This is a genomic window from Sphingomonas sp. PP-F2F-A104-K0414 (genome assembly GCF_004340945.1).
Taxonomy (GTDB): domain Bacteria; phylum Pseudomonadota; class Alphaproteobacteria; order Sphingomonadales; family Sphingomonadaceae; genus Sphingomonas.
Window position 1 is genome coordinate 329,130 of the sequence record NZ_SLYD01000004.1, and the last position, 18,767, is coordinate 347,896.

17 protein-coding genes are annotated in these 18,767 nt (G+C 66.4%); 2 read left to right on the plus strand and 15 right to left on the minus strand.

Annotated elements, in window-relative coordinates; all coding sequences use genetic code 11:
• Positions 1-33: 33 nt before the first annotated feature.
• The 8 genes from leuC to C8J46_RS11535 all read right to left on the minus strand — a co-directional run bounded on the left by leuC (position 34) and on the right by C8J46_RS11535 (position 6,871).
• Positions 34-1,473 carry a 3-isopropylmalate dehydratase large subunit gene (gene leuC, locus C8J46_RS11500; protein ID WP_132739609.1) on the minus strand — a complete coding sequence of 480 codons (1,440 nt, stop codon included), beginning with the start codon at positions 1,471-1,473 and terminating at the stop codon, positions 34-36.
• Positions 1,474-1,725: 252 nt separating this feature from the next.
• The gene (locus C8J46_RS11505; protein WP_243643341.1) at positions 1,726-2,640 is read right to left on the minus strand and encodes an alpha/beta hydrolase; all 915 of its coding nucleotides are present in this window, start codon (positions 2,638-2,640) and stop codon (positions 1,726-1,728) included.
• Positions 2,607-3,290 carry a glutathione S-transferase family protein gene (locus tag C8J46_RS11510; protein WP_132739010.1) on the minus strand — a complete coding sequence of 228 codons (684 nt, stop codon included), beginning with the start codon at positions 3,288-3,290 and terminating at the stop codon, positions 2,607-2,609. Before C8J46_RS11510 ends, C8J46_RS11505 begins: the two co-directional genes overlap by 34 nt.
• Positions 3,290-3,925, minus strand: coding sequence for a 3-oxoacid CoA-transferase subunit B (locus C8J46_RS11515; RefSeq protein WP_132739013.1), 636 nt, complete (start codon positions 3,923-3,925; stop codon positions 3,290-3,292). The genes C8J46_RS11510 and C8J46_RS11515 overlap by 1 nt, the downstream gene beginning before the upstream one ends.
• On the minus strand, positions 3,925-4,233 hold the full coding sequence (locus tag C8J46_RS11520; RefSeq protein WP_056047204.1) for a DUF5076 domain-containing protein: 309 nt from the start codon (positions 4,231-4,233) through the stop codon (positions 3,925-3,927). Before C8J46_RS11520 ends, C8J46_RS11515 begins: the two co-directional genes overlap by 1 nt.
• Positions 4,233-4,979: an HAD family acid phosphatase gene (locus C8J46_RS11525; RefSeq protein ID WP_243643360.1), complete on the minus strand. Its 747-nt coding sequence runs from the start codon at positions 4,977-4,979 to the stop codon at positions 4,233-4,235. The genes C8J46_RS11520 and C8J46_RS11525 overlap by 1 nt, the downstream gene beginning before the upstream one ends.
• Positions 4,980-5,188: 209 nt before the next feature.
• On the minus strand, positions 5,189-5,899 hold the full coding sequence (locus C8J46_RS11530; RefSeq protein ID WP_132739021.1) for a CoA transferase subunit A: 711 nt from the start codon (positions 5,897-5,899) through the stop codon (positions 5,189-5,191).
• 72 nt (positions 5,900-5,971) lie between these two features.
• Entirely contained in the window at positions 5,972-6,871 is a 900-nt protein-coding gene (locus C8J46_RS11535; RefSeq protein ID WP_132739024.1) for an SMP-30/gluconolactonase/LRE family protein, read from the minus strand.
• A gap of 91 nt (positions 6,872-6,962) precedes the next feature.
• On the opposite strand from C8J46_RS11535, the gene C8J46_RS11540 reads away from it, so the two are divergent.
• Positions 6,963-8,606 carry a thiamine pyrophosphate-binding protein gene (locus C8J46_RS11540; protein ID WP_132739027.1) on the plus strand — a complete coding sequence of 548 codons (1,644 nt, stop codon included), beginning with the start codon at positions 6,963-6,965 and terminating at the stop codon, positions 8,604-8,606.
• A 291-nt stretch (positions 8,607-8,897) separates the two neighbouring features.
• Here C8J46_RS11540 and alaS read toward each other — a convergent pair whose 3' ends face one another.
• From alaS to C8J46_RS11555, 3 genes are all read right to left on the minus strand, one after another.
• Positions 8,898-11,549, minus strand: a complete 2,652-nt coding sequence (gene alaS, locus C8J46_RS11545) for an alanine--tRNA ligase (RefSeq protein WP_132739030.1) — start codon at positions 11,547-11,549, stop codon at positions 8,898-8,900.
• 352 nt (positions 11,550-11,901) lie between these two features.
• A complete protein-coding gene (locus tag C8J46_RS11550; protein WP_132739033.1) occupies positions 11,902-12,297 on the minus strand; it encodes a hypothetical protein in 396 nt (131 codons plus the stop codon).
• A 13-nt stretch (positions 12,298-12,310) separates the two neighbouring features.
• On the minus strand, positions 12,311-13,588 hold the full coding sequence (locus C8J46_RS11555; protein WP_132739036.1) for a Xaa-Pro peptidase family protein: 1,278 nt from the start codon (positions 13,586-13,588) through the stop codon (positions 12,311-12,313).
• 71 nt (positions 13,589-13,659) lie between these two features.
• Between C8J46_RS11555 and C8J46_RS11560 the strand changes: the two genes are divergently transcribed.
• Positions 13,660-14,997, plus strand: coding sequence for a dicarboxylate/amino acid:cation symporter (locus tag C8J46_RS11560; RefSeq protein WP_132739039.1), 1,338 nt, complete (start codon positions 13,660-13,662; stop codon positions 14,995-14,997).
• 226 nt (positions 14,998-15,223) lie between these two features.
• Here the strand turns inward: C8J46_RS11560 and C8J46_RS11565 are convergent, their stop codons facing one another.
• The 4 genes from C8J46_RS11565 to recA all read right to left on the minus strand — a co-directional run bounded on the left by C8J46_RS11565 (position 15,224) and on the right by recA (position 18,318).
• Positions 15,224-15,847: a glutathione S-transferase gene (locus C8J46_RS11565; protein ID WP_132739042.1), complete on the minus strand. Its 624-nt coding sequence runs from the start codon at positions 15,845-15,847 to the stop codon at positions 15,224-15,226.
• Positions 15,848-15,864: 17 nt separating this feature from the next.
• Positions 15,865-16,341, minus strand: a complete 477-nt coding sequence (locus C8J46_RS11570; protein WP_132739045.1) for a hypothetical protein — start codon at positions 16,339-16,341, stop codon at positions 15,865-15,867.
• Positions 16,302-16,712, minus strand: a complete 411-nt coding sequence (locus C8J46_RS11575) for a class I SAM-dependent methyltransferase (RefSeq protein ID WP_132739048.1) — start codon at positions 16,710-16,712, stop codon at positions 16,302-16,304. Before C8J46_RS11575 ends, C8J46_RS11570 begins: the two co-directional genes overlap by 40 nt.
• A 532-nt stretch (positions 16,713-17,244) precedes the next feature.
• Positions 17,245-18,318: a recombinase RecA gene (gene recA, locus C8J46_RS11580; protein WP_132739051.1), complete on the minus strand. Its 1,074-nt coding sequence runs from the start codon at positions 18,316-18,318 to the stop codon at positions 17,245-17,247.
• Between the last annotated feature and the right edge of the window lie 449 nt (positions 18,319-18,767).

The following is an 18,767-nucleotide window of genomic DNA, read 5'->3' on the forward strand; positions in this document are numbered from 1 at the left end:
TTGCGCCAGCCGCCAGCAATACGAAAACCTTCTTCACGCTATTTCCCCCATCAACTCTCTGACGTCGCTCAGCTTACCGGTCACCGCCGCCGCCGCCGCCATCGCGGGTGATACCAGATGCGTGCGCGATCCGGGACCCTGTCTGCCGACGAAATTACGGTTCGACGTGGAAGCGCAACGCTCCCCCGCAGGGACTTTGTCCGGGTTCATCGCGAGGCACATCGAACACCCCGGTTCGCGCCATTCGAAACCGGCGGCGATGAAGATCCGGTCGAGCCCTTCGGCTTCGGCCTGGCGCTTCACGAGACCGGATCCGGGGACGACGAGCGCACGGACGCCGGTGGCGACATGGCGACCGTCGGCGATCGCCGCGGCAGCGCGCAGGTCTTCGATGCGGCTGTTGGTGCAACTGCCGATGAAGACGTGCTGGATCGTCACGTCGCGCATCGCGGTGCCCGCCGTCAGCCCCATGTAGTCGAGCGATTTCTGTGCGGCAGCCTGCTTGGCGGGATCGGCGAAGCTCGACGGTTCGGGGACTACGCCGGTGATCGGCACGACGTCCTCGGGGCTCGTGCCCCAGGTCAGGCCGGGGGCGATGTCGGCGGCATCGAGCGTGACGGACTTGTCGTAACGCGCGCCAGGGTCCGTTGCGAGACTGCGCCACCAAGTGACGGCCTTGTCCCAATTCTCGCCGGTCGGGGCCATCGGGCGGCCCTTCAGATACGCGAAGGTGGTCTCGTCGGGTGCGATCAGGCCGGCGCGCGCGCCCGCTTCGATCGACATGTTGGCGATTGTCAGGCGACCTTCGATCGACATGTTACGGATCACGCTGCCGGTGAACTCGATGACATGCCCGGTGCCGCCCGCCGCGCCGATCTTGCCGATGATCGCGAGGATGACGTCCTTGGGGCTGACGCCGAAACCGAGTTCGCCATCGACGCGCACTTCCATCGTCTTGGCCTGCGACAAGAGCAAGGTCTGCGTGGCGAGGACGTGCTCGACCTCGCTGGTGCCGATCCCGAACGCCAAAGCGCCGAGCGCACCGTGCGCCGAGGTGTGGCTGTCGCCGCAGACCAGCGTGGTGCCGGGGAGCGTAAAGCCCTGCTCGGGGCCGACGACGTGGACGATGCCCTGCTCGATCGCGGTCGCATCGATATAGTCGATACCGAACTCGGACGTGTTGCGGCGGAGTGCGTCGAGCTGCTGTGCGCTTTCGGGATCGGCGATCGGCAGGACGCGACCGGCGGCATCTTTCCGCGCGGTGGTCGGGAGGTTGTGATCGGGGACGGCGAGCGTCAGGTCGGGGCGGCGCACCTTGCGGCCTGCCACGCGGAGGCCTTCGAACGCCTGCGGGCTGGTGACTTCGTGGACGAGGTGGCGGTCGATATAGATCAGGCAGGTGCCATCGTCGCGGCGTTCGACGACATGCGCCGCCCAGATCTTTTCGTACAGCGTTTGGGGAGTGGCCATGATGGAGCGCGCGGTAACCGAAAAGGGGTGCGAGGCCAAGGTTCGATGTAATTTTCGGTCGTTGAGGCGGACGTGTGGTGCGATCGGGAGAAGATCGTTCGCCCGCTGCCCCCCCCTATCCGTCATGCCAGCGAAAGCTGGTATCTCGCGGTTTGGGTCGCGGTATCCGCCAACTGGGATACCCCAGCTTTCGCTGGGGTGACGGATTACCGGGGGACAGACTTCGGGGGTGACGGACTTCGGGGTGGGGAGGGTCTATCGCGCGGGCATCGCCGCGTTCAGGAACGCGACGCTGTCGGCCAGCACCGGCGCCTTGCCGCGGAACGGTTTCGAGAGTGCCATCGCGACGTTCTCGTGGCTCAATCCGGGGTAATCGATGTGCGTCACTGGCGCGCCGAGTGCCTTCAGCCGCGCGGTTAGATTGATCGCGTTGTGCGGCTTGACCTGCGTGTCGTCGCCGGCGGTTATCAACAACATCGGCGGAGCGTCGCGCCGCGCGAAGTGGATCGGCTGGGTCATCACCGGGTCGGCGGCGCCCTGCATCGCGTCGATCGCGCGCTTGGCGGTGAAGGGGTAGAAGTCGTACGGCCCGCACAGGCCGACCGCGGCCTTGATGATGTGCGGGTCGACGCCCTCCGCCCCTAGCCAGCGCTCGTCGAGCGTCAGCATCGCGACGGTGTAGGCGCCCGCGGAATGGCCGGCGACGGCGATCCGGTCGGGGTCGCCGCCGGACTGTGCGATGTGGTCGCGGGTCCATTTCACCGCTTCGGCGCCGTCCTGGAGAAAGGCGGGGAAGCGCACGTCGGGCACTTTGCGGTAGTCGGGCATGACGACGACGTAGCCTGCCTTCGCATAGGCACGCGCGGCGAACGCATAGGCACCGCGCGAGCCGTGGACCCAGCCGCCGCCGTACCAGAAGATCAGCACCGGCAGGCCGGTCTTGACGCCGCCGGACGGGCGCCAGACGTCGAGCTTCTGGCCGTGCGTGCCGAACGGGACGCCTTCGCGGATGCGTGCCGTACCGCGACCGCCGCCCATCACGCCGTCGAGAACGCTGAGCGTGCCGGGGCCCGCGGTGAACGCCGTGCCTGCGATCAGGATGACGATCAGCGCTATGACGATCGCGGCGCGGCGCATCAGCGGCGGAAGTCCGCGGTGGTCGATCCGCATGTCACGAGGTCGGCCTCGTGGCTCTCCTCGCGCCATGTCTCGGCGAGCGCGGTCGCTTCCCATTCGCGCATCGCCGGGTGGGCGATGATCCGCTCGACCCAGGCGAGACCTGCCGGGCCTACGTCGATCCCGTAGGTCCGCACGCGGAACGCGACCGGCGCATAGAAGGCGTCGACGGCGGTGAAATCGGTGCCGGCGAGCCAGGGGCCACCGAACCGTTCTAGTCCCTCGCTCCACAGTTCGGCGATCCGCGCGACGTCGCGGTCGAGCGCGTCGCTGCCGGCGGCGGCGTTGACGCGGACGCCGACGTTCATCGTCCGCTCGTTACGGAGCGCGGAGAACCCGCCATGCATCTCCGCCGTCGCGCAGATCGCCCAAGCGCGCGCCTCGGCGTCGACCGGCCAGACGCCGTCGTGACGCTCGGCGAGGTAGAGGACGATGCCGAGCGAATCCCATACCGTCCGCTCGCCGTCGATCAGCACTGGCACTTGTCCGGTCGGCGAGAAGGCGCGGAACGCCAAGTAATTCACCGGCGCCAGGAACGGCTCGATCCGGTCCTCGAAGTCGATGCCGAGCGCCTTCATCAGGACCCAGGGGCGCAGCGACCAGCTCGAGTAATTGCGGTTCGCGGTGACGAGAGTGTAGCGCATCAGGCGGTGTAGTTTGCCGTAGTCTTCGCGGCGATCTCGTCCGCGGTGACGCCCGGCGCCATCTCGACGAGTTTGAACGGGCTGTCGTGATCGGGGCGCTGGAACACGGCGAGGTCGGTGACGATCATGTCGACGACGTTCTTGCCGGTCAGCGGCAGCGTGCACGACGGGATGAACTTCGGCGTGCCGTCCTTGGCATTGTGGTCCATCACGACGATGATCTGCTTGACGCCCGCGACGAGATCCATCGCGCCGCCCATGCCCTTGATCATCTTGCCCGGTATCATCCAGTTGGCGATGTCGCCGCCTTCGCTGACCTCCATCGCGCCCAGCACCGTGAGGTCGATATGGCCGCCACGGATCATCGCGAAGCTGTCCGACGAGCTGAAATATGCCGACGAGGGGAGTTCGCTGATCGTCTGCTTGCCGGCGTTGATCAGGTCGGCGTCTTCCTCGCCCGCGTAGGGGAAGGGGCCGATCCCGAGCATGCCGTTCTCGGACTGGAGCGTGACGGTCATCCCGTCGGGGATGTTGTTCGCGACCAGCGTCGGGATGCCGATGCCGAGGTTGACGTAATAGCCGTCCTTCAGTTCCTGCGCCGCGCGCGCGGCCATTTGATTACGGTCCCAGGGCATCAGTGCATTCCTTCCTGGATGGTGGTGATGGTCGTGAATTGTTCGCGGAGCTCGGTGCCGACGCCGTCGACGATCGCCTGCAACGCGGCGTCCTCGTCGAGGCCCCAGGTGCCCGCATAGGCGCGCGCGGCGTGGCGGATCGTGTCGGCGAGGAGGTAGCCGAACACGGTCGGATCCTCGAGAATGCCCGCGTCGATCAGCACGTTGCTACCCGCGCCGTTGGTGATCCAGATGCGCGCGACCTCGACCGATTCACTGGTGAGTTGGGCGCCCTTGTCGAGCGCGATCGCATTGGGATGATCGGCCATTAGCGTACGCCTCCTGTCGGGGCCCAGCGGACTGCTGGCGGGAATACCTCGTCGCGGTTGCCCTTGAGCGCGGTGCCGTAGACGGGGTTGGGGAGGACGAACCACCCTGCTCCCCATTTCGCGGCAATCGCGGGGGACTGGACTGTGGCGCGGCGCGCGGCGGGGGTCTGGCCGGCGTTGAACAGGTCGCTGAAGTCGCCGAGCTGGTCGCCGCCCATCGCGACGACGCAGTATTTCGCGGCGATCGTCGCGCGGCGGCCGTCCTTCTTCGAGCCCATCGCGTCGTCGCCGGCGAGGAACAGCGTCTCGCCGTGGCGCGCGGCGCCGAGGCCGGCGGCTTCGATCGTGGCTTGCGTCTCGGCGGCGTTGGCGGCGGAGCGGTTGGTGTTGAAGATTACCGTGACGCCCATCGCGCGGAGTTGGGCGAGCGCGGCGAGCGCGCCGGGGACGGGGGCGACTTGCTTGACGCCGGTGCGCTCCCAGTCCTGCCAGCGGAGGTCGGACCAGGGTTGGTCGGAGGATGCGTCGTATTCGAAGCCGAGATTGAGGAGGACGGTTTCGTCCACGTCGAACACCGCGGCTTTGGGTCTGGTGCCGCAGGTGGTCCAGGCGGGGGCGGCTAGCGAGGCGCCTTGCGCGAGGACGACGGAGGTTGGTGTGCGTTGCGCGCGGACATAGCCGACGAGCGCGTTCCAGGCTTGGAGGCTGACCGCGGCGGCTTCGCCCGAGGCGTAGAGATATTGCATCCCGGCTGGGACGCCATCGACGGTTACGGGGGCGGAGACAGTCGGCGTCGCTGCGATCGAGGTCGGCGCCGAGACACTCACGCAACCCTGCAAAACGAGTGCCCCTGCGAACGCAGGGGCCCAGGATACCAATCGCAGCACCCGTGACCCTGGGCTCCTGCGTTCGCAGGAGAACGGGGAGCGCTTGCGATCAACCATTAGGTCTCGTGTCACGCCGTCACCCGCTCGCGGACGGTGCGGAATTCGATCTGCTTGTCGTAGGGCGCACCGACGATCATCCGTTTCACGTAGATCCCCGGCAGGTGGATCGTGTCGGGGTCGAGGCTGCCGACGGGGACGATCTCCTCGACTTCGGCAACGCAGATCTTCCCCGCAGTCGCCATCGGCTGGTTGAAGTTGCGCGCGGTCTTGCGGAAGATGAGGTTGCCGCTTTCGTCCGCCTTCCACCCCTTGATGATCGCGAGGTCGGCGCGGATGCCGCGTTCGAGGATGTATTCCTGGCCGTCGAAGACCTTCGTTTCCTTGCCTTCGGCGACCTGCGTGCCGACGCCGGTCTTGGTGTAGAAGCCGGGAATGCCCGCCCCCCCTGCCCGGCAACGTTCGGCGAGCGTGCCCTGCGGGCAGAACTCGACCTCCAGTTCGCCGCTTAGATATTGCCGCTCGAATTCCTTGTTCTCGCCGACATAGGACGAGATCATCTTCTTCACCTGGCGCGAGCGGAGCAGTTTGCCGAGGCCCTGCCCGTCGATCCCGGCATTGTTGCTGGCGATCGTGAGGTCCTTCACGCCCGACGCCTCGATCGCGTCGATCAGCCGCTCGGGGATGCCGCACAGCCCGAACCCGCCCGCGCAGATCGTCATGCCGTCGAACAGCACGCCTTCGAGTGCCGTTGCCGCATCGGTGTAGCGCTTGTTCGCCATGCATCCTCCTCAAATCCTGGTCACCGCATAAGGCGCCGCCAATCGCTCGGCAACGTCACTGCGCACGACAGTTCAGTATGCGAGCATCAGGCCGGAGCGATTCCACCGTGTCTCCACCAGCCGGCCGCTGCCCGAGCAGGTTATGTACGCGTCCATGCCGTCCGCGCCGCCCCAGCAGATGTTGGTCGTGAAGACGTCGTCGGTCGCGACGAACTCGACGAGCTCCCCCGCCGGCGAGATCACGCTGATCCCGCATTCGCCGATCGTCGCGACGCAGATGTTCCCGCACGCCTCGACGCCGAGCGAGTCGAAGAACTTGTAGCCGGCGGGGCGGTAGAGCGGCGTGCCAGAGGCGCTGGCGACCTTGCCGGGTGCGACGATGTCGAACGCCATCAGGCGGCAGGTGTAGGTTTCCGCTGCGTACAACGTCTTGCCGTCGGGGGAGAGGCCGATGCCGTTGGGGTTTTCGCTCGGGAAGATCACTTCTTCCAGGCGGCTGCCGTCGGCTTTGGCGTAGAAGATGCCGGTGACGTCGCGTTCGCGGTCGCGCGTCTTGCCGTGGTCGGTGAACCAGAAGCCGCCGTGCGAATCGAAGACGATGTCGTTGGGTCCTCGCAGCACGCAGCCGAAATCGCCGTCCTTGTAGAGGATCTCGACCGCGCCGGTGGCGATGTCGATCCGCTCGATGCGGCCGCCTGAATAGTCGTCCGGTTGGCCGTGCGGGGTGAGGAAGCCGTTCGCCTCGCGCCACGCGAAGCCGCCGTTGTTGCAGCAATAGAGCTTGCCGTCGGGGCCGAGCGCCAAGCCATTGGGGCCGCCGCCGGGTTCGGCCACCGTCATTTTCGTACCGTCCGGGGCGACGCGCGTGATCCGGCCGGCCTCGATCTCGACGAGGATGACGCTGCCGTCGGGCATCGCGACGGGGCCCTCGGGAAAGCGCAAGCCGTCGGCGACGGTGGTAAAGTCGGTCATAATCCTCTCCAGGCGAGTCGAGTTGGTCCCGGCTTTGGCGCCAGCGTAACCGCGTCTCGACTTCGCGCGCAACGGACGGCAGGATGCGCCGATGATCACACCACGCACCGGCGGCCGTATCCTGGTCGACCAACTCGTCGCACAGGGCTGCGACCGGATTTTCACCGTACCGGGGGAGAGTTTTCTCGCCGTGCTCGATGCACTGCACGATACGCCGGCGATCGACCTCGTGGTGTGTCGGCAGGAGGGCGGCGTCGGGTTCATGGCGTGCGCGGACGGGACGCTGACTCACCGGCCGGGGGTGGCGTTCGTGACCCGCGGGCCGGGTGCGACCAACGCGTCGATCGGCGTCCATGTGGCGATGCAGGATTCGCAGCCGATGATCCTGTTCGTGGGCGATATCGACCGCGGCACGCGCGACCGCGAGGCGTTCCAGGAAATCGATTTCCAGGCGATGTTCGCCCCCATCGCGAAATGGGCGGCGCGGATAGACGATGCGCGGCGGATCCCGGAATATGTCGCGCGCGCCTATGCGACCGCGATGTCGGGGCGGCCGGGGCCGGTGGTGCTCGCGCTGCCCGAGGACATGCTGCTCGATGTCGTCGATGCGGTCGATCGGCCGCGGGTCGAACGGGTGGCGCAAGGGTGTGATGCCGATACGATGGACTTGCTCGCGGATCTGCTGACCACCGCCGAGCGACCGGTGGCGATCGTTGGCGGTGCGGGCTGGGATGTGGCCGCGTCGGGGGCGTTCGCGACCTGGGCGGATCGTAACGGCATTCCGGTAGCGGCGGCGTTTCGGCGGCAGGATGCTGTTCCGAACGACTGTCCGGTATGGGCGGGGAACCTTGGGTATGGGCCCAATCCGAAGCTGGTCGAGCGGGTTAAGGCGGCGGATCTGCTGCTGGTCGTCGGACCGCGGCTGGGGGAGGCTACGACCGATGGCTATGCGCTGATCACGCCCGATCATCCGGGACAGCGGCTGATCCATGTGCATCCCGATCCTGACGAACTGCACCGGGCGTACCGCGCGGATGTCGCGGTGTGTGCGGGGATGGCGGAGTTTGCCGAGGCTTTGCTGGTGGTGGATTTGCCGCCGCGGACTGCTGGGTCGGAGGCGCATGCGGAGTGGCTGGAATGGTCTACGCCGGCGCCGCGCGATCTGGCGATGGACCTGGGGCCGTGCGTCGCGGCGATGCGCGAGCGGCTGCCGGCGGATGCGATCCTCTGCAACGGGGCAGGGAATTACTCGGGGTGGTGGCATCGGTACTGGGCGTATGCCGGGCCGGGGACGCAGCTTGCGCCGACCGCTGGGGCGATGGGGTACGGCGTGCCGGCGGCGGTTGCGGCTTCGTTGCGGCATCCGGAGCGGACGGTCGTGGCGCTCGCGGGGGACGGGTGTTTCCTGATGAACGGCCAAGAACTGGCAACCGCGGTGGCGCACGGCACTGACATTCTGGTGCTCGTTGTCGATAATGGTGGGTACGGGACGATCCGGATGCATCAGGAGCGCCAGTATCCGGGGCGGGTTTCGGGGACTGGGTTGCGCAATCCGGACTTTGCCGCGCTGGGGCGGGCTTATGGGTGTTGGGCGGAAACCGTCGAGCGGACCGAGGATTTTGCGGGGGCGCTGGACCGGGCGATGGCGCGCGGCGGGGTGCGGATGTTGCACTTGGTGACGGATATCGAGGCGATTACCGCTGGGACTACGCTGGCGAAGGTCCGCGGGGGCTGAGCCGTATCCAGAAGTGATGCCGAACGTTCGACACGAGCACCACCCCGGCGAAGGCCGGGGCCCAGTTGGGGCACGGCGATAACAAAGGACCGCGCTCCGTTATTGCCACCTTTCCAACTGGGCCCCGGCCTTCGCCGGGGTGGAGATAGTTGTAGCGGGCGACTTCATCAGCGCAGTCTGTTGCCCCGGCGAAAGCGGGGGCCAGGAGCTAAGGCAGCTAGCGGTACTTAGCTGGGCCCCCGCGTCCGCGGGGGAACATTGCTTGGGGTTAGCGTGCGATATCGGCGAATTTCAGGCGCCTGCCGCCTCCAGCTTTGCCCGCACTGCCGCGACTGCTTCCGCAGCCTTGTCGCCGTCAGGACCACCGCCCTGCGCCATGTCGGGACGGCCGCCGCCGCCCTGCCCGCCTAGCGTGGCGACCGCGATCTTGAGCAAGTCGACCGCGTTGTGGCTCGCCACCAGATCCGCCGTCACGCCGACCGCGACCGAGGCGCGACCGTCGTTGATCGCGACCATCACCGCGATGCCGGAGCCGAGGCGCTGCTTGGCCTCGTCGACTGCGCCGCGCAAGCCCTTGGCCTCGAAGTCGTTGAGTACCTGGCCGATGAACGCGACGCCGCCGACCTGTTCGGGGCCAGCTGCTTCGCCCGATCCACCACCGCCGAGCGCCAGCGCCTTCTTCGCGTCGGCGAGTTCGCGTTCGAGGCGGCGGCGGTCTTCGAGCAGCGATGCAACACGTGCCGGGACCTCGTCGGGGGTCGACTTCAGTACCGAAGCCGCCTCGCGCAGGCGGTCGTCACGGCCGGTCAGGTAGGCGCGCGCTGCTTCGCCGGTGAGCGCTTCGACACGGCGGATGCCGCTGGAGACCGCACCTTCGCCGACGACCTTGAACAGGCCGATGTCGCCGAGTGCGTTGACGTGCGTGCCCCCGCAAAGCTCGATCGAATAGGTGCCCTCGTCGGTCGAGCCCATCGACACGACGCGGACCTCGTCGCCGTATTTTTCGCCGAACAGCGCCATCGCGCCCATCGCGATCGCGTCGTCGGGGGTCATGAGCAGCGTCGTCACCGCGCCGTTGCCGCGGACCTGCGCGTTCACGTCGGCCTCGACCTGCGCGATGTCGGCGGGGGTCATCGCGACCGGCTGCGAGAAGTCGAACCGCAGGCGATCGGGCGCGACGAGGCTCCCCTTTTGCGCGACGTGCGTGCCGAGGCGTTCGCGCAAGGCCTCGTGCAGGAGGTGCGTCGCGGAGTGGTTGGCGCGGATCTGGGCGCGGCGGGCGACGTCGATCTGGAGCTTGACCGGGTCACCGACCTTGATCTCGCCGGCGTCGACGATCGCGTGGTGGACGAACACGCGGCCGAGTTGCTTCGACGTCTCGGTGACGTTCGCGTGCAGGCCGGCGTCGTTGGAGATGTCCCCCGCATCGCCGACCTGCCCACCGCTCTCGGCGTAGAAGGGCGTCTGGTTGACGACGATCGCGACCGTATCGCCGGTGGTGGCGTGGTCGACGCGCGCGCCGTCCTTAACCAGTGCGACGACCTCGCCCTCGCCGGTATCCGATGCGTAGCCGAGGAATTCCGTCCCGCCAGTCTGCTCGACGATGTCGAACCAGATGTCGTCCGAAGCCTTCGCGCCCGAGCCCTTCCAGGCGGCGCGGGCGGCGCGCTTCTGCTCGGCCATCGCGGTGTCGAAACCCTCGCGGTCGACCGCGATGTTGCGTTCGCGCAGCGCGTCCTCGGTCAGGTCGTACGGGAAGCCGTAGGTATCGTAGAGCTTGAATGCGACGTCGCCCGCCAGCGTGCCGTCGGTCATGCCCGTAGTCGCTTCGTCGAGCAGCTTCAGCCCCTTGTCGAGCGTCTGGCGGAAGCGCGTTTCCTCCTGCTGCAACGTCGCCTCGATCAGCGGTCGCGCGCGCGACAGTTCGGGATAGGCTGCGCCCATCTCGGTGACGAGCGCGGGAACCAGACGGTGCATCAGCGGCTGCTTGGCGCCGAGGATGTGCGCGTGACGCATCGCGCGGCGCATGATCCGGCGCAGCACGTAGCCGCGGCCCTCGCTCGCGGGCAGCACGCCGTCGGCGATCAGGAAGCCCGCGGTGCGCAGGTGATCGGCGATCACGCGGTGGCTGGCGGTGTTGGCGCCGTCGGTCGCGGTGTGCGTCAGCGCGCCCGACGCCGCGATCAGCGCCTTGAACGTGTCGGTGTCGTAATTGTCGGTAACGCCCTGCATGACGGCGGCGATGCGCTCGAGCCCCATGCCGGTGTCGATCGACGGCTTCGGCAGGTTGCCGACGATCTCGGCATTCTCCTGCTCGTATTGCATGAACACTAGGTTCCAGATCTCGACGAAGCGATCGCCGTCCTCGTCGGGGCTGCCGGGAGGGCCGCCGAAGATGTGATCGCCGTGGTCGTAGAAGATCTCGGAGCACGGCCCGCACGGCCCGTTGTCGCCCATCGACCAGAAATTGTCCTTGGTCGGAATGCGGATGATGCGGTGATCGGGGAGGCCGGCGACCTTCTTCCAGAGATCGAACGCCTCGTCGTCGGTGTGGTAGACGGTGGCGGTCAATTTGTCCGGCGACAGGCCCCATTCGCGCGTGAGCAGCGTCCAGGCGTGGACGATCGCCTGTTCCTTGAAATAATCGCCGAACGAGAAATTGCCGAGCATTTCGAAGAAGGTGTGATGGCGCGCGGTGTAGCCGACATTGTCGAGATCGTTGTGCTTGCCGCCGGCGCGGACGCATTTCTGCGACGAGGTGGCGGTGGTGTAGGCACGCGATTCGAGGCCGGTGAAGACGTTCTTGAACGGCACCATGCCGGCGTTGACGAACATCAGCGTTGGGTCGTTCTGCGGCACGAGCGGTGCGCTGGGCACGATCTGGTGCCCCTGCGATCCGAAATAGTCGAGGAAGCCGCGGCGGATGTCGTTCGTCGATGTCATGCGCGGGGACTTAGGCGAGCGGGGCGGTTCGCTCAAGGGAGGTGTGTGAGGAGGCTCGGACGTATCCGATTGAAACGAAGCAAGCTTGTTTCCCCGCGAAGGCGCGGATCCAGACTGGGCTCCCGCCTTCGGGAGAACAAAGTAGCGGAGGCTGTGGTTCGGTAAAAGCCCACCACCCCGGCGAAGGCCGGGGCCCAGTTGGGGAACGTGGGTGACGAAGGACCGCGCTCGATTATTGCCACCTTTCCAACTGGGCCCCGGCCTCCGCCGGGGTGGTGGCGAGTGCGGAATGGCGCCTACCCTAACGGTACCTCAACCGACTTCTGCGGCTCGCCAATCCCGTTCGCGCCAATCAGGCACCACCACACATGTGCTCCGCATCGGGCAGCGTCCAAGACTCGTCGGTGCGCAGATTGGTGGTCGTGTACCACTTGCCGCGCTGGTCGCCCGGCGGGCAATGCGTCGGCAGCTTGGCGAGGCAGGTAATCACCCGGTCGCCGACGCGCGCATGCTGGACGGCCGCGACCTGATCATAGGAGACGCCGTAGACGCCGTTCTTCAGGGTGATGCTCGATCCGGAGTCGGGGACTGGACGACCGTTGTCTTCGAGTCGTTGCGTCACGACGCCAACCGTCGTGAAGGCACAGGTGCCGACACGTGTCGGCGGACGCGTCGATGTCGCCTTGGGACCTGGCGGTGCGCTGGCGCCGAGCAGCAGGATCATCGCGATGGCGGCGTGCGGTTTCATGTCGTCCCCTTCCTCAGAGCGGTGTGTCGATCGACTTGGGCGGCACGCTGAACCATGTCGGGCCGGCTTCGGTCATGTGGAAGCAGTCCTCGATCCGCACGCCGTATCGGCCGGGAATGTAGATCCCCGGCTCGTCGGAGAAGCACATCCCCGCGGCGAGCTTGGTCGTCTCGCCGCGGACGAGGTTGACGGGTTCGTGGCCGTCCATGCCGATGCCGTGACCGGTGCGATGCGACAGGCCGGGGAGTTTATAGCCGGGACCATAGCCGAGTGTCTCGTAATAGCGGCGGACCGCGTCGTCGACGCTGCCCGCAGGCGCGCCGATCTTCGCAGCGGCGAACGCGATCTGTTGCCCGCGGGCGACTTGGTCCCAGGTCTTGCGCTGGTCGGCGGTTGCGGTGCCGTGCACCCAGGTGCGCGAGATATCGGATTGATAGCCCTGGACGGTGCAGCCGCAATCCATCAGCACGACTTGGCCATCGGCGACGCGGTGGATCTCGCGGCTGCCATGCGGATAAGCGGACGCCTCGCCGATCAGTGCGAGCGCGAACTCGGGGGCGCCGCCAAGCTTGCGGGTCGCGGCGTTCATCAGCGCGCCGATCTCGGGGCCGGTCATGCCCTTCTCGACGCGCGGCTTGGTCCAGCGATACGCGGCCAGCGTGACCTCGGTCGCGGCCTGCATCAACGCGATCTCGGCGGGGGTCTTGATCATCCGGCAGGCGCGGACGACCGGATCGGCGGAGACAATCCTCACATCGGGTAGCACGCGCTGGAGCCCCGCATAAGCAAAGTACCGCACCTCCGCCTCCAGGCCGATCGGCCGCGCGGCGAGCTTGCGGTCGCGCAGGAAGCCGGCGACCACGGCCAGCGGGTTCTCGTCCTCCTGCCACACGCGCACCTCGGCGGGGACGGCGAGCGTCTCGCGCACCGACGGTTCCTCGAAGAACGGCGTGACGATGCACGGTTCGCCCTCGGCCGGGAGGATCGCCAGCGTCAGCCGCTCGCTGGTGTGCCAACGGACGCCGGTGAAGTAGATCATCGACGATCCCGGCTCGATCAGGACCGCGCCGATGCCCGCCGCCTTCATCAGCGATTGCGCGCGGACCAGCCGCGCGGCGCGTTCGGCGGCATCGATCGGCCTGGTCGCGCCGGTGATGTCGGACAGCGCCGACAAATCGGGCTCGGCGGCGCGCAGGATCGCGGTGGTCGACAGCAACGGCGCCGCAATGGCGAGGCTCAGCAGGTCGCGGCGCGAGGGGCTGAAGGCGGGCTTGTGAAGTGCGGTCGACATCGCCGGACGATAGGGTCCTTGACCCGGGCGCCGCAATCCCCTTCCCTGTCGGCAATTCTCGGGAGCGATTAATGGCCAAGCGGCTAACCTATTACATCTTGTTCGGCCTCGTCGCGGGGATGGTCGTCGGCTGGATCCTGAACGCGTCGATCGACGACGGCACAGCCGGGTCCGCCGAACGTCTGAAGGACATCGCGGGCTATTTCTCGATCGTGACGACGCTGTTCCTGCGGCTGATCAAGATGATCATCGCGCCTTTGGTGTTCTCGACGCTGGTCGTGGGGATTGCGCATATGGGCGATACCGGCGCGCTCGGGCGGGTCGGATTGCGCAGCCTTGGCTGGTTCATCTGCGCGAGCCTCTTGTCGCTCACCCTGGGCCTGATCCTCGTCAACGTGTTTCAGCCAGGCGTCGGCTTGGCACTCGCGATCCCGCCGGCCACCGCGTCGAGCGGCGTCGACCGCGCGGCGTTCGATCTCGCCAAGTTCATCACGCACATCGTCCCCGATTCGATGATCGCAGCGATGGCGGGCAACGAGATTCTCCAGATTGTCGTGTTCTCGGTGTTCGTCGGCGTCGCGATCACCGCGGTCGGTGAGAAGGCAGCACCTCTCGTGAAGGCGATCGAGGCGCTGGTCGCGGTGATGCTACAGATCACCAACTACGTGATGCGGTTCGCGCCGTTCGCGGTGTTCGCGGCGGTTACCGCGACGCTGGCCGAGCGGGGGCCGACCATCCTCGGCCAGCTCGGCTATTTCATGCTGAGCTTCTATATCGGTCTCGCGCTGCTGTGGGCGATGCTGATCGGGATCGCGTTCCTGCTGATCGGGCCGCGGACGCGGTTGCTGGTGCGGTATATTCGCGATCCGCTGATCCTGGCGTTCTCGGCGGCATCGTCGGAAGCGGCATATCCGCGGACGCTGGAGGCGCTCGACCGGCTCGGCGTGCCGCCGCGGATCGCGAGCTTCGTGTTGCCGCTGGGCTATTCGTTCAATCTCGACGGGTCGATGATGTACATGACGTTCGCGTCGCTGTTCATCGCGCAGGCGTACGGCATCCACATGCCGATCGGGCAGCAGATCGCGATGCTGCTGGTGCTGATGGTGACGTCGAAGGGCATTGCGGGGGTGCCTCGAGCGTCGCTGGTGGTAATCGCGGGGACGCTGTCGATGTTCAAGATTCCGGAGGCGGGAATCCTGCTGATCCTGGCGGTGGATCATTTCCTCGACATGGGGCGGTCGGCGACGAACGTGATCGGGAATGCGGTGGCGGCGACCGTGGTGGCGAAGTGGGAGGGCGGGCTCGACGAGCGCGAGCCTGCGGATCGGGATTTTCCACATGCGCCTACTGGGCATGGGCCGAAGGTGGACGTGGACAGCTACGAGAAGATCGGGCCGGGACAGGTTTGAGATGATTGGCGATGTTGAGCCAATGACGTCTCAAGGATGCGCCTTTACGCTGGCGGTCCACTGAAGAAGTACCCCCCGGCGAAGGCCGGAGTCCAGTTGGGGACGCCGATGGTGACCGCCGCGCCCCGTTACTCCAACCTTTCCAACTGGGCCCCGGCCTTCGCCGGAGTGGTGTTTGGGGAGAGGTCGTCTTCTTAGCCCCGATCTGGTTCCCGACTTGCGCTACTTAGGCGTAGGCGTAGGGGCCGCCCTTCTTGAGGCCCGACTGATACGTTGGCCGCGCGTGAACCTTGGCAAGCCATGCGATCGTTGCAGGGCGTGACTCGTCAAGGCCGCCGCGGCTGCGGGCGGCTTCCAAGGGAAAGCTCATTATGATGTCGGCGGCGGTCATCTCGGCGCCGGCGAACCAGGGACGTTGCGACAGTTCGGATTCGACGTAGTCGAGATGGACGTCGATCATTGGCTGGATCTTCTTGGTCGCCGCCTTGCCCATGATCGGGATGCGCGCGAGGACGAGCTTCAGCAGCAGCGGCGGCATCATCGAACCTTCGGCATAATGGAGCCAGAAGCGGTAGCGCAGCGCGTCGGTGCGGTTGGCGGGGGCGCCTAGCCTGCCGTCCGCCTTGTCGACAAGATATTCGACGATCGCGCCCGTTTCAGCGACCACCTGGCCATCATCTTCGATCACTGGCGACTTACCTAGCGGGTGCACCTGCTTGAGTTCAGGCGGGGCGAGCATCGTTGCCTTGTTCCGCTCGTAGCGCTTGATCTCGTAGGGGAGACCGAGTTCCTCGAGCATCCAGAGGATCCGCTGCGATCGCGAGTTTTCGAGGTGGTGGACGATAATCATGCTGAGCCCCCTGTTTTTTATTCGGACGATTTGCGCGCGGTCCAGATCCAGGCGGCGGCGGGGAATTCCACCGTGTCGCCGTCGCAATACCGTTCGCAGACCTGGGTGAGACGCGCGATGTGGCGCTCGCGTTCCTCTGGAGCAGCGTCGCGGATGGCGGATGCCGCGGGGCCGATGCGACGAAGATAATCGACGGCGTCGGTTACGGGGTCGGTGCCCTTCCCAGCCCGGTAGGCGAATTCGACTCGCTCGGGTGAAGCGGCATGCCAGCCTGATTTTTGCAGGATATTCGCGACGTAGGTCGGGTCGGCGAAGGCGAAGGGGCCGGGTGCGGTGGTTGCTGGCGCGTCGGCATTGCCGCCGGTCGCGGTGATGATTTCGGTGGCCCAGCGGTTGGCGGCGCGGTTGGCAAAACAGGAGAAGACTAGCGTCGCGTCGGGGGCAGCGGCTTCGGCTAGTGTCGTGAAGGTGGCGACGGGGTCCGCGAAGAACATGACGCCGTGGCGGGAGACGTAGAGGTCGATTGGAGGTCGATTGGGGCGTGGTTCGGGGCGGCGGCGGTGATGTCCGCGCACTCGAAGCTGGCGTTGGATGCGGTTCTGCCGCGGTATCTGGCGATCTCGATCAGGGTTGGTGAGAGGTCTATGCCGGTTACCGTCGCGTTTGGGAGAGCTTGCGCGGTGGCGAGTGAGGTCGCGCCGGCGCCGCAGCCTATGTCGATGATCTTGCGGGTTTTGGGCGTGGCGGCGGCGAGGATCGCTGCGTTCAAATGTGGGGTCAGGTTGGTGAAGCTGCGGTCCGTTCGGCGCCATTCTTCGGCCCAGACGTCGCCTATTCTGCCGCTCCAGTCATAGGCGGTTGTCATGGGTAGGGGTGCCTCATGGTTTGATCAGGGGCGGTGGTTTGGCGTGAAGTATAGGAAGTATAGACGCTCGCGTGGGTTTGGGGTTGGGTATTTGAAGGCTTCGTCGAGCCCGCTAATTGGCTTCGCGGCGGTCTGCACTCTATGCGGCAGTTCGCACTTTCTTGTTTCCCCGCGAAGGCGGGGATCCAGACTGGGCTCCCGCCTTCGCGGGAGAACATTGGGGCGCGTGCTGCAGTTCGGTGGGAGCCGCCACCTCGGGCGGAGGCCGGGGCTCGGTTTGGGCCTATCGTGACGAACGACCGCGCTTCGTTATTGCCACCTTTCCAATTGAGCCCCGGCCTTCGCCGGGGTGGGGTGTTGGGGCGGTGCGGTGCGGTGCGGTGCCTACGTAGAGACCCTCGCCAGCGCAAAGTCGAGGCTGACGCCGATGCAGCCCGATGTCGACACGCCCTGCACGATCAACCGCGTGCCCTCACCCTCCCATGCTTTGCATGGGCCCCTCCCTCTCCCCGGAGGGAGAGGGTTTAGTGGTTTATACGTCGTCTTCGGCGTCGGGGCCGGCCATCATTTCCTCGGCGACCTTGTCGGTGCGCGCGCGAATCTGCTTTTCGAGGCGGTCGGCGGTTTCGGGGTTGTCCTTGAGGAACGTCTTCGAGTTCTCGCGGCCTTGCCCCAGGCGGACGCTGTCGTAGCTGAACCAGGCGCCCGACTTCTCGACGAGCCCGGCCTTCACGCCGAGATCGAGGATCTCGCCGAGCTTCGACACGCCCTGCCCGTACATGATGTCGAACTCGACCTGCTTGAACGGCGGGGCGACCTTGTTCTTGACGACCTTCACGCGCGTCTGGTTGCCGGTGACTTCTTCGCCGGCCTTGATCGCGCCGATGCGGCGGATGTCTAGGCGGACCGAGGCGTAGAACTTCAGCGCGTTGCCGCCGGTTGTCGTCTCCGGATTGCCGTACATGACGCCGATCTTCATGCGGAGCTGGTTGATGAAGATCACCATGCAGCGCGAACGGCTGATCGAACCGGTCAGCTTGCGCAGCGACTGCGACATCAGGCGGGCCTGGAGGCCGACATGGCTGTCGCCCATCTCACCTTCGATTTCCGCGCGCGGCACGAGCGCTGCGACCGAGTCGACGACAAGCACGTCGATCGCGTTCGAGCGGACCAGCGTGTCGACGATCTCGAGCGCCTGCTCGCCGGTGTCGGGCTGCGACACGATCAGCTCGTCGATGTTGACGCCGAGCTTCTTGGCGTAGACCGGGTCGAGCGCGTGCTCGGCATCGACGAATGCCGCGGTGCCGCCGCCCTTCTGTGCTTCGGCGATCACGTGGAGCGCGAGCGTGGTCTTGCCCGAGCTTTCCGGACCATAGATCTCGATCACGCGGCCGCGCGGCAGGCCGCCGACGCCGAGCGCGATGTCGAGCCCGAGCGAGCCGGTCGAGATGACCTCGACCTGCATGGTTTCCTTGGAGCCCAGGCGCATTGCCGAGCCCTTGCCGAAGGCGCGGTCGATCTGCGCCAGCGCGGCGTCGAGCGCCTTCTGCCGGTCGTTGGTTGCGGTTGCCATGCCGGTGTCGATCACTTTCAGATTAGCGGCCATCGAATATGCTCCCATCGCTAAAGCAAGCGCGCGTGCCATTCAACGCGTCAAACACCATGTATTCTCTTTGTTCTTGCGGAACAAGTAGGGAACGGCGGGTTTGCGCGGAAAAACGCGTTTGTTTGCTGGCAGCCGCAGTCGATCACCCCTGCCCTCTTCTGCCGCCATGCCTGGCTCGTTCCGGCATCTGCCGACCCGCACCCTCAGAGACCGCGGATTTGCGGCACGGTGGATCCCGGAACAGGTCCGGGATGACGCGTGGCTGGGCAGAGTTTGGTCGAGAACGGATCGGCTTGCTCGCACATGGGCTTGGCGGCGGTCGGCCCATCAGCGGCCTTGAGATGGCGAATTGCGGGCGGTTTCATTCATGGCTCTGGGTCCTGACGTTCGTCAGGATGACGGGGGTGGCGTGATGACGGGGGTGGTGTGATCGCATGACCGCGCAATCG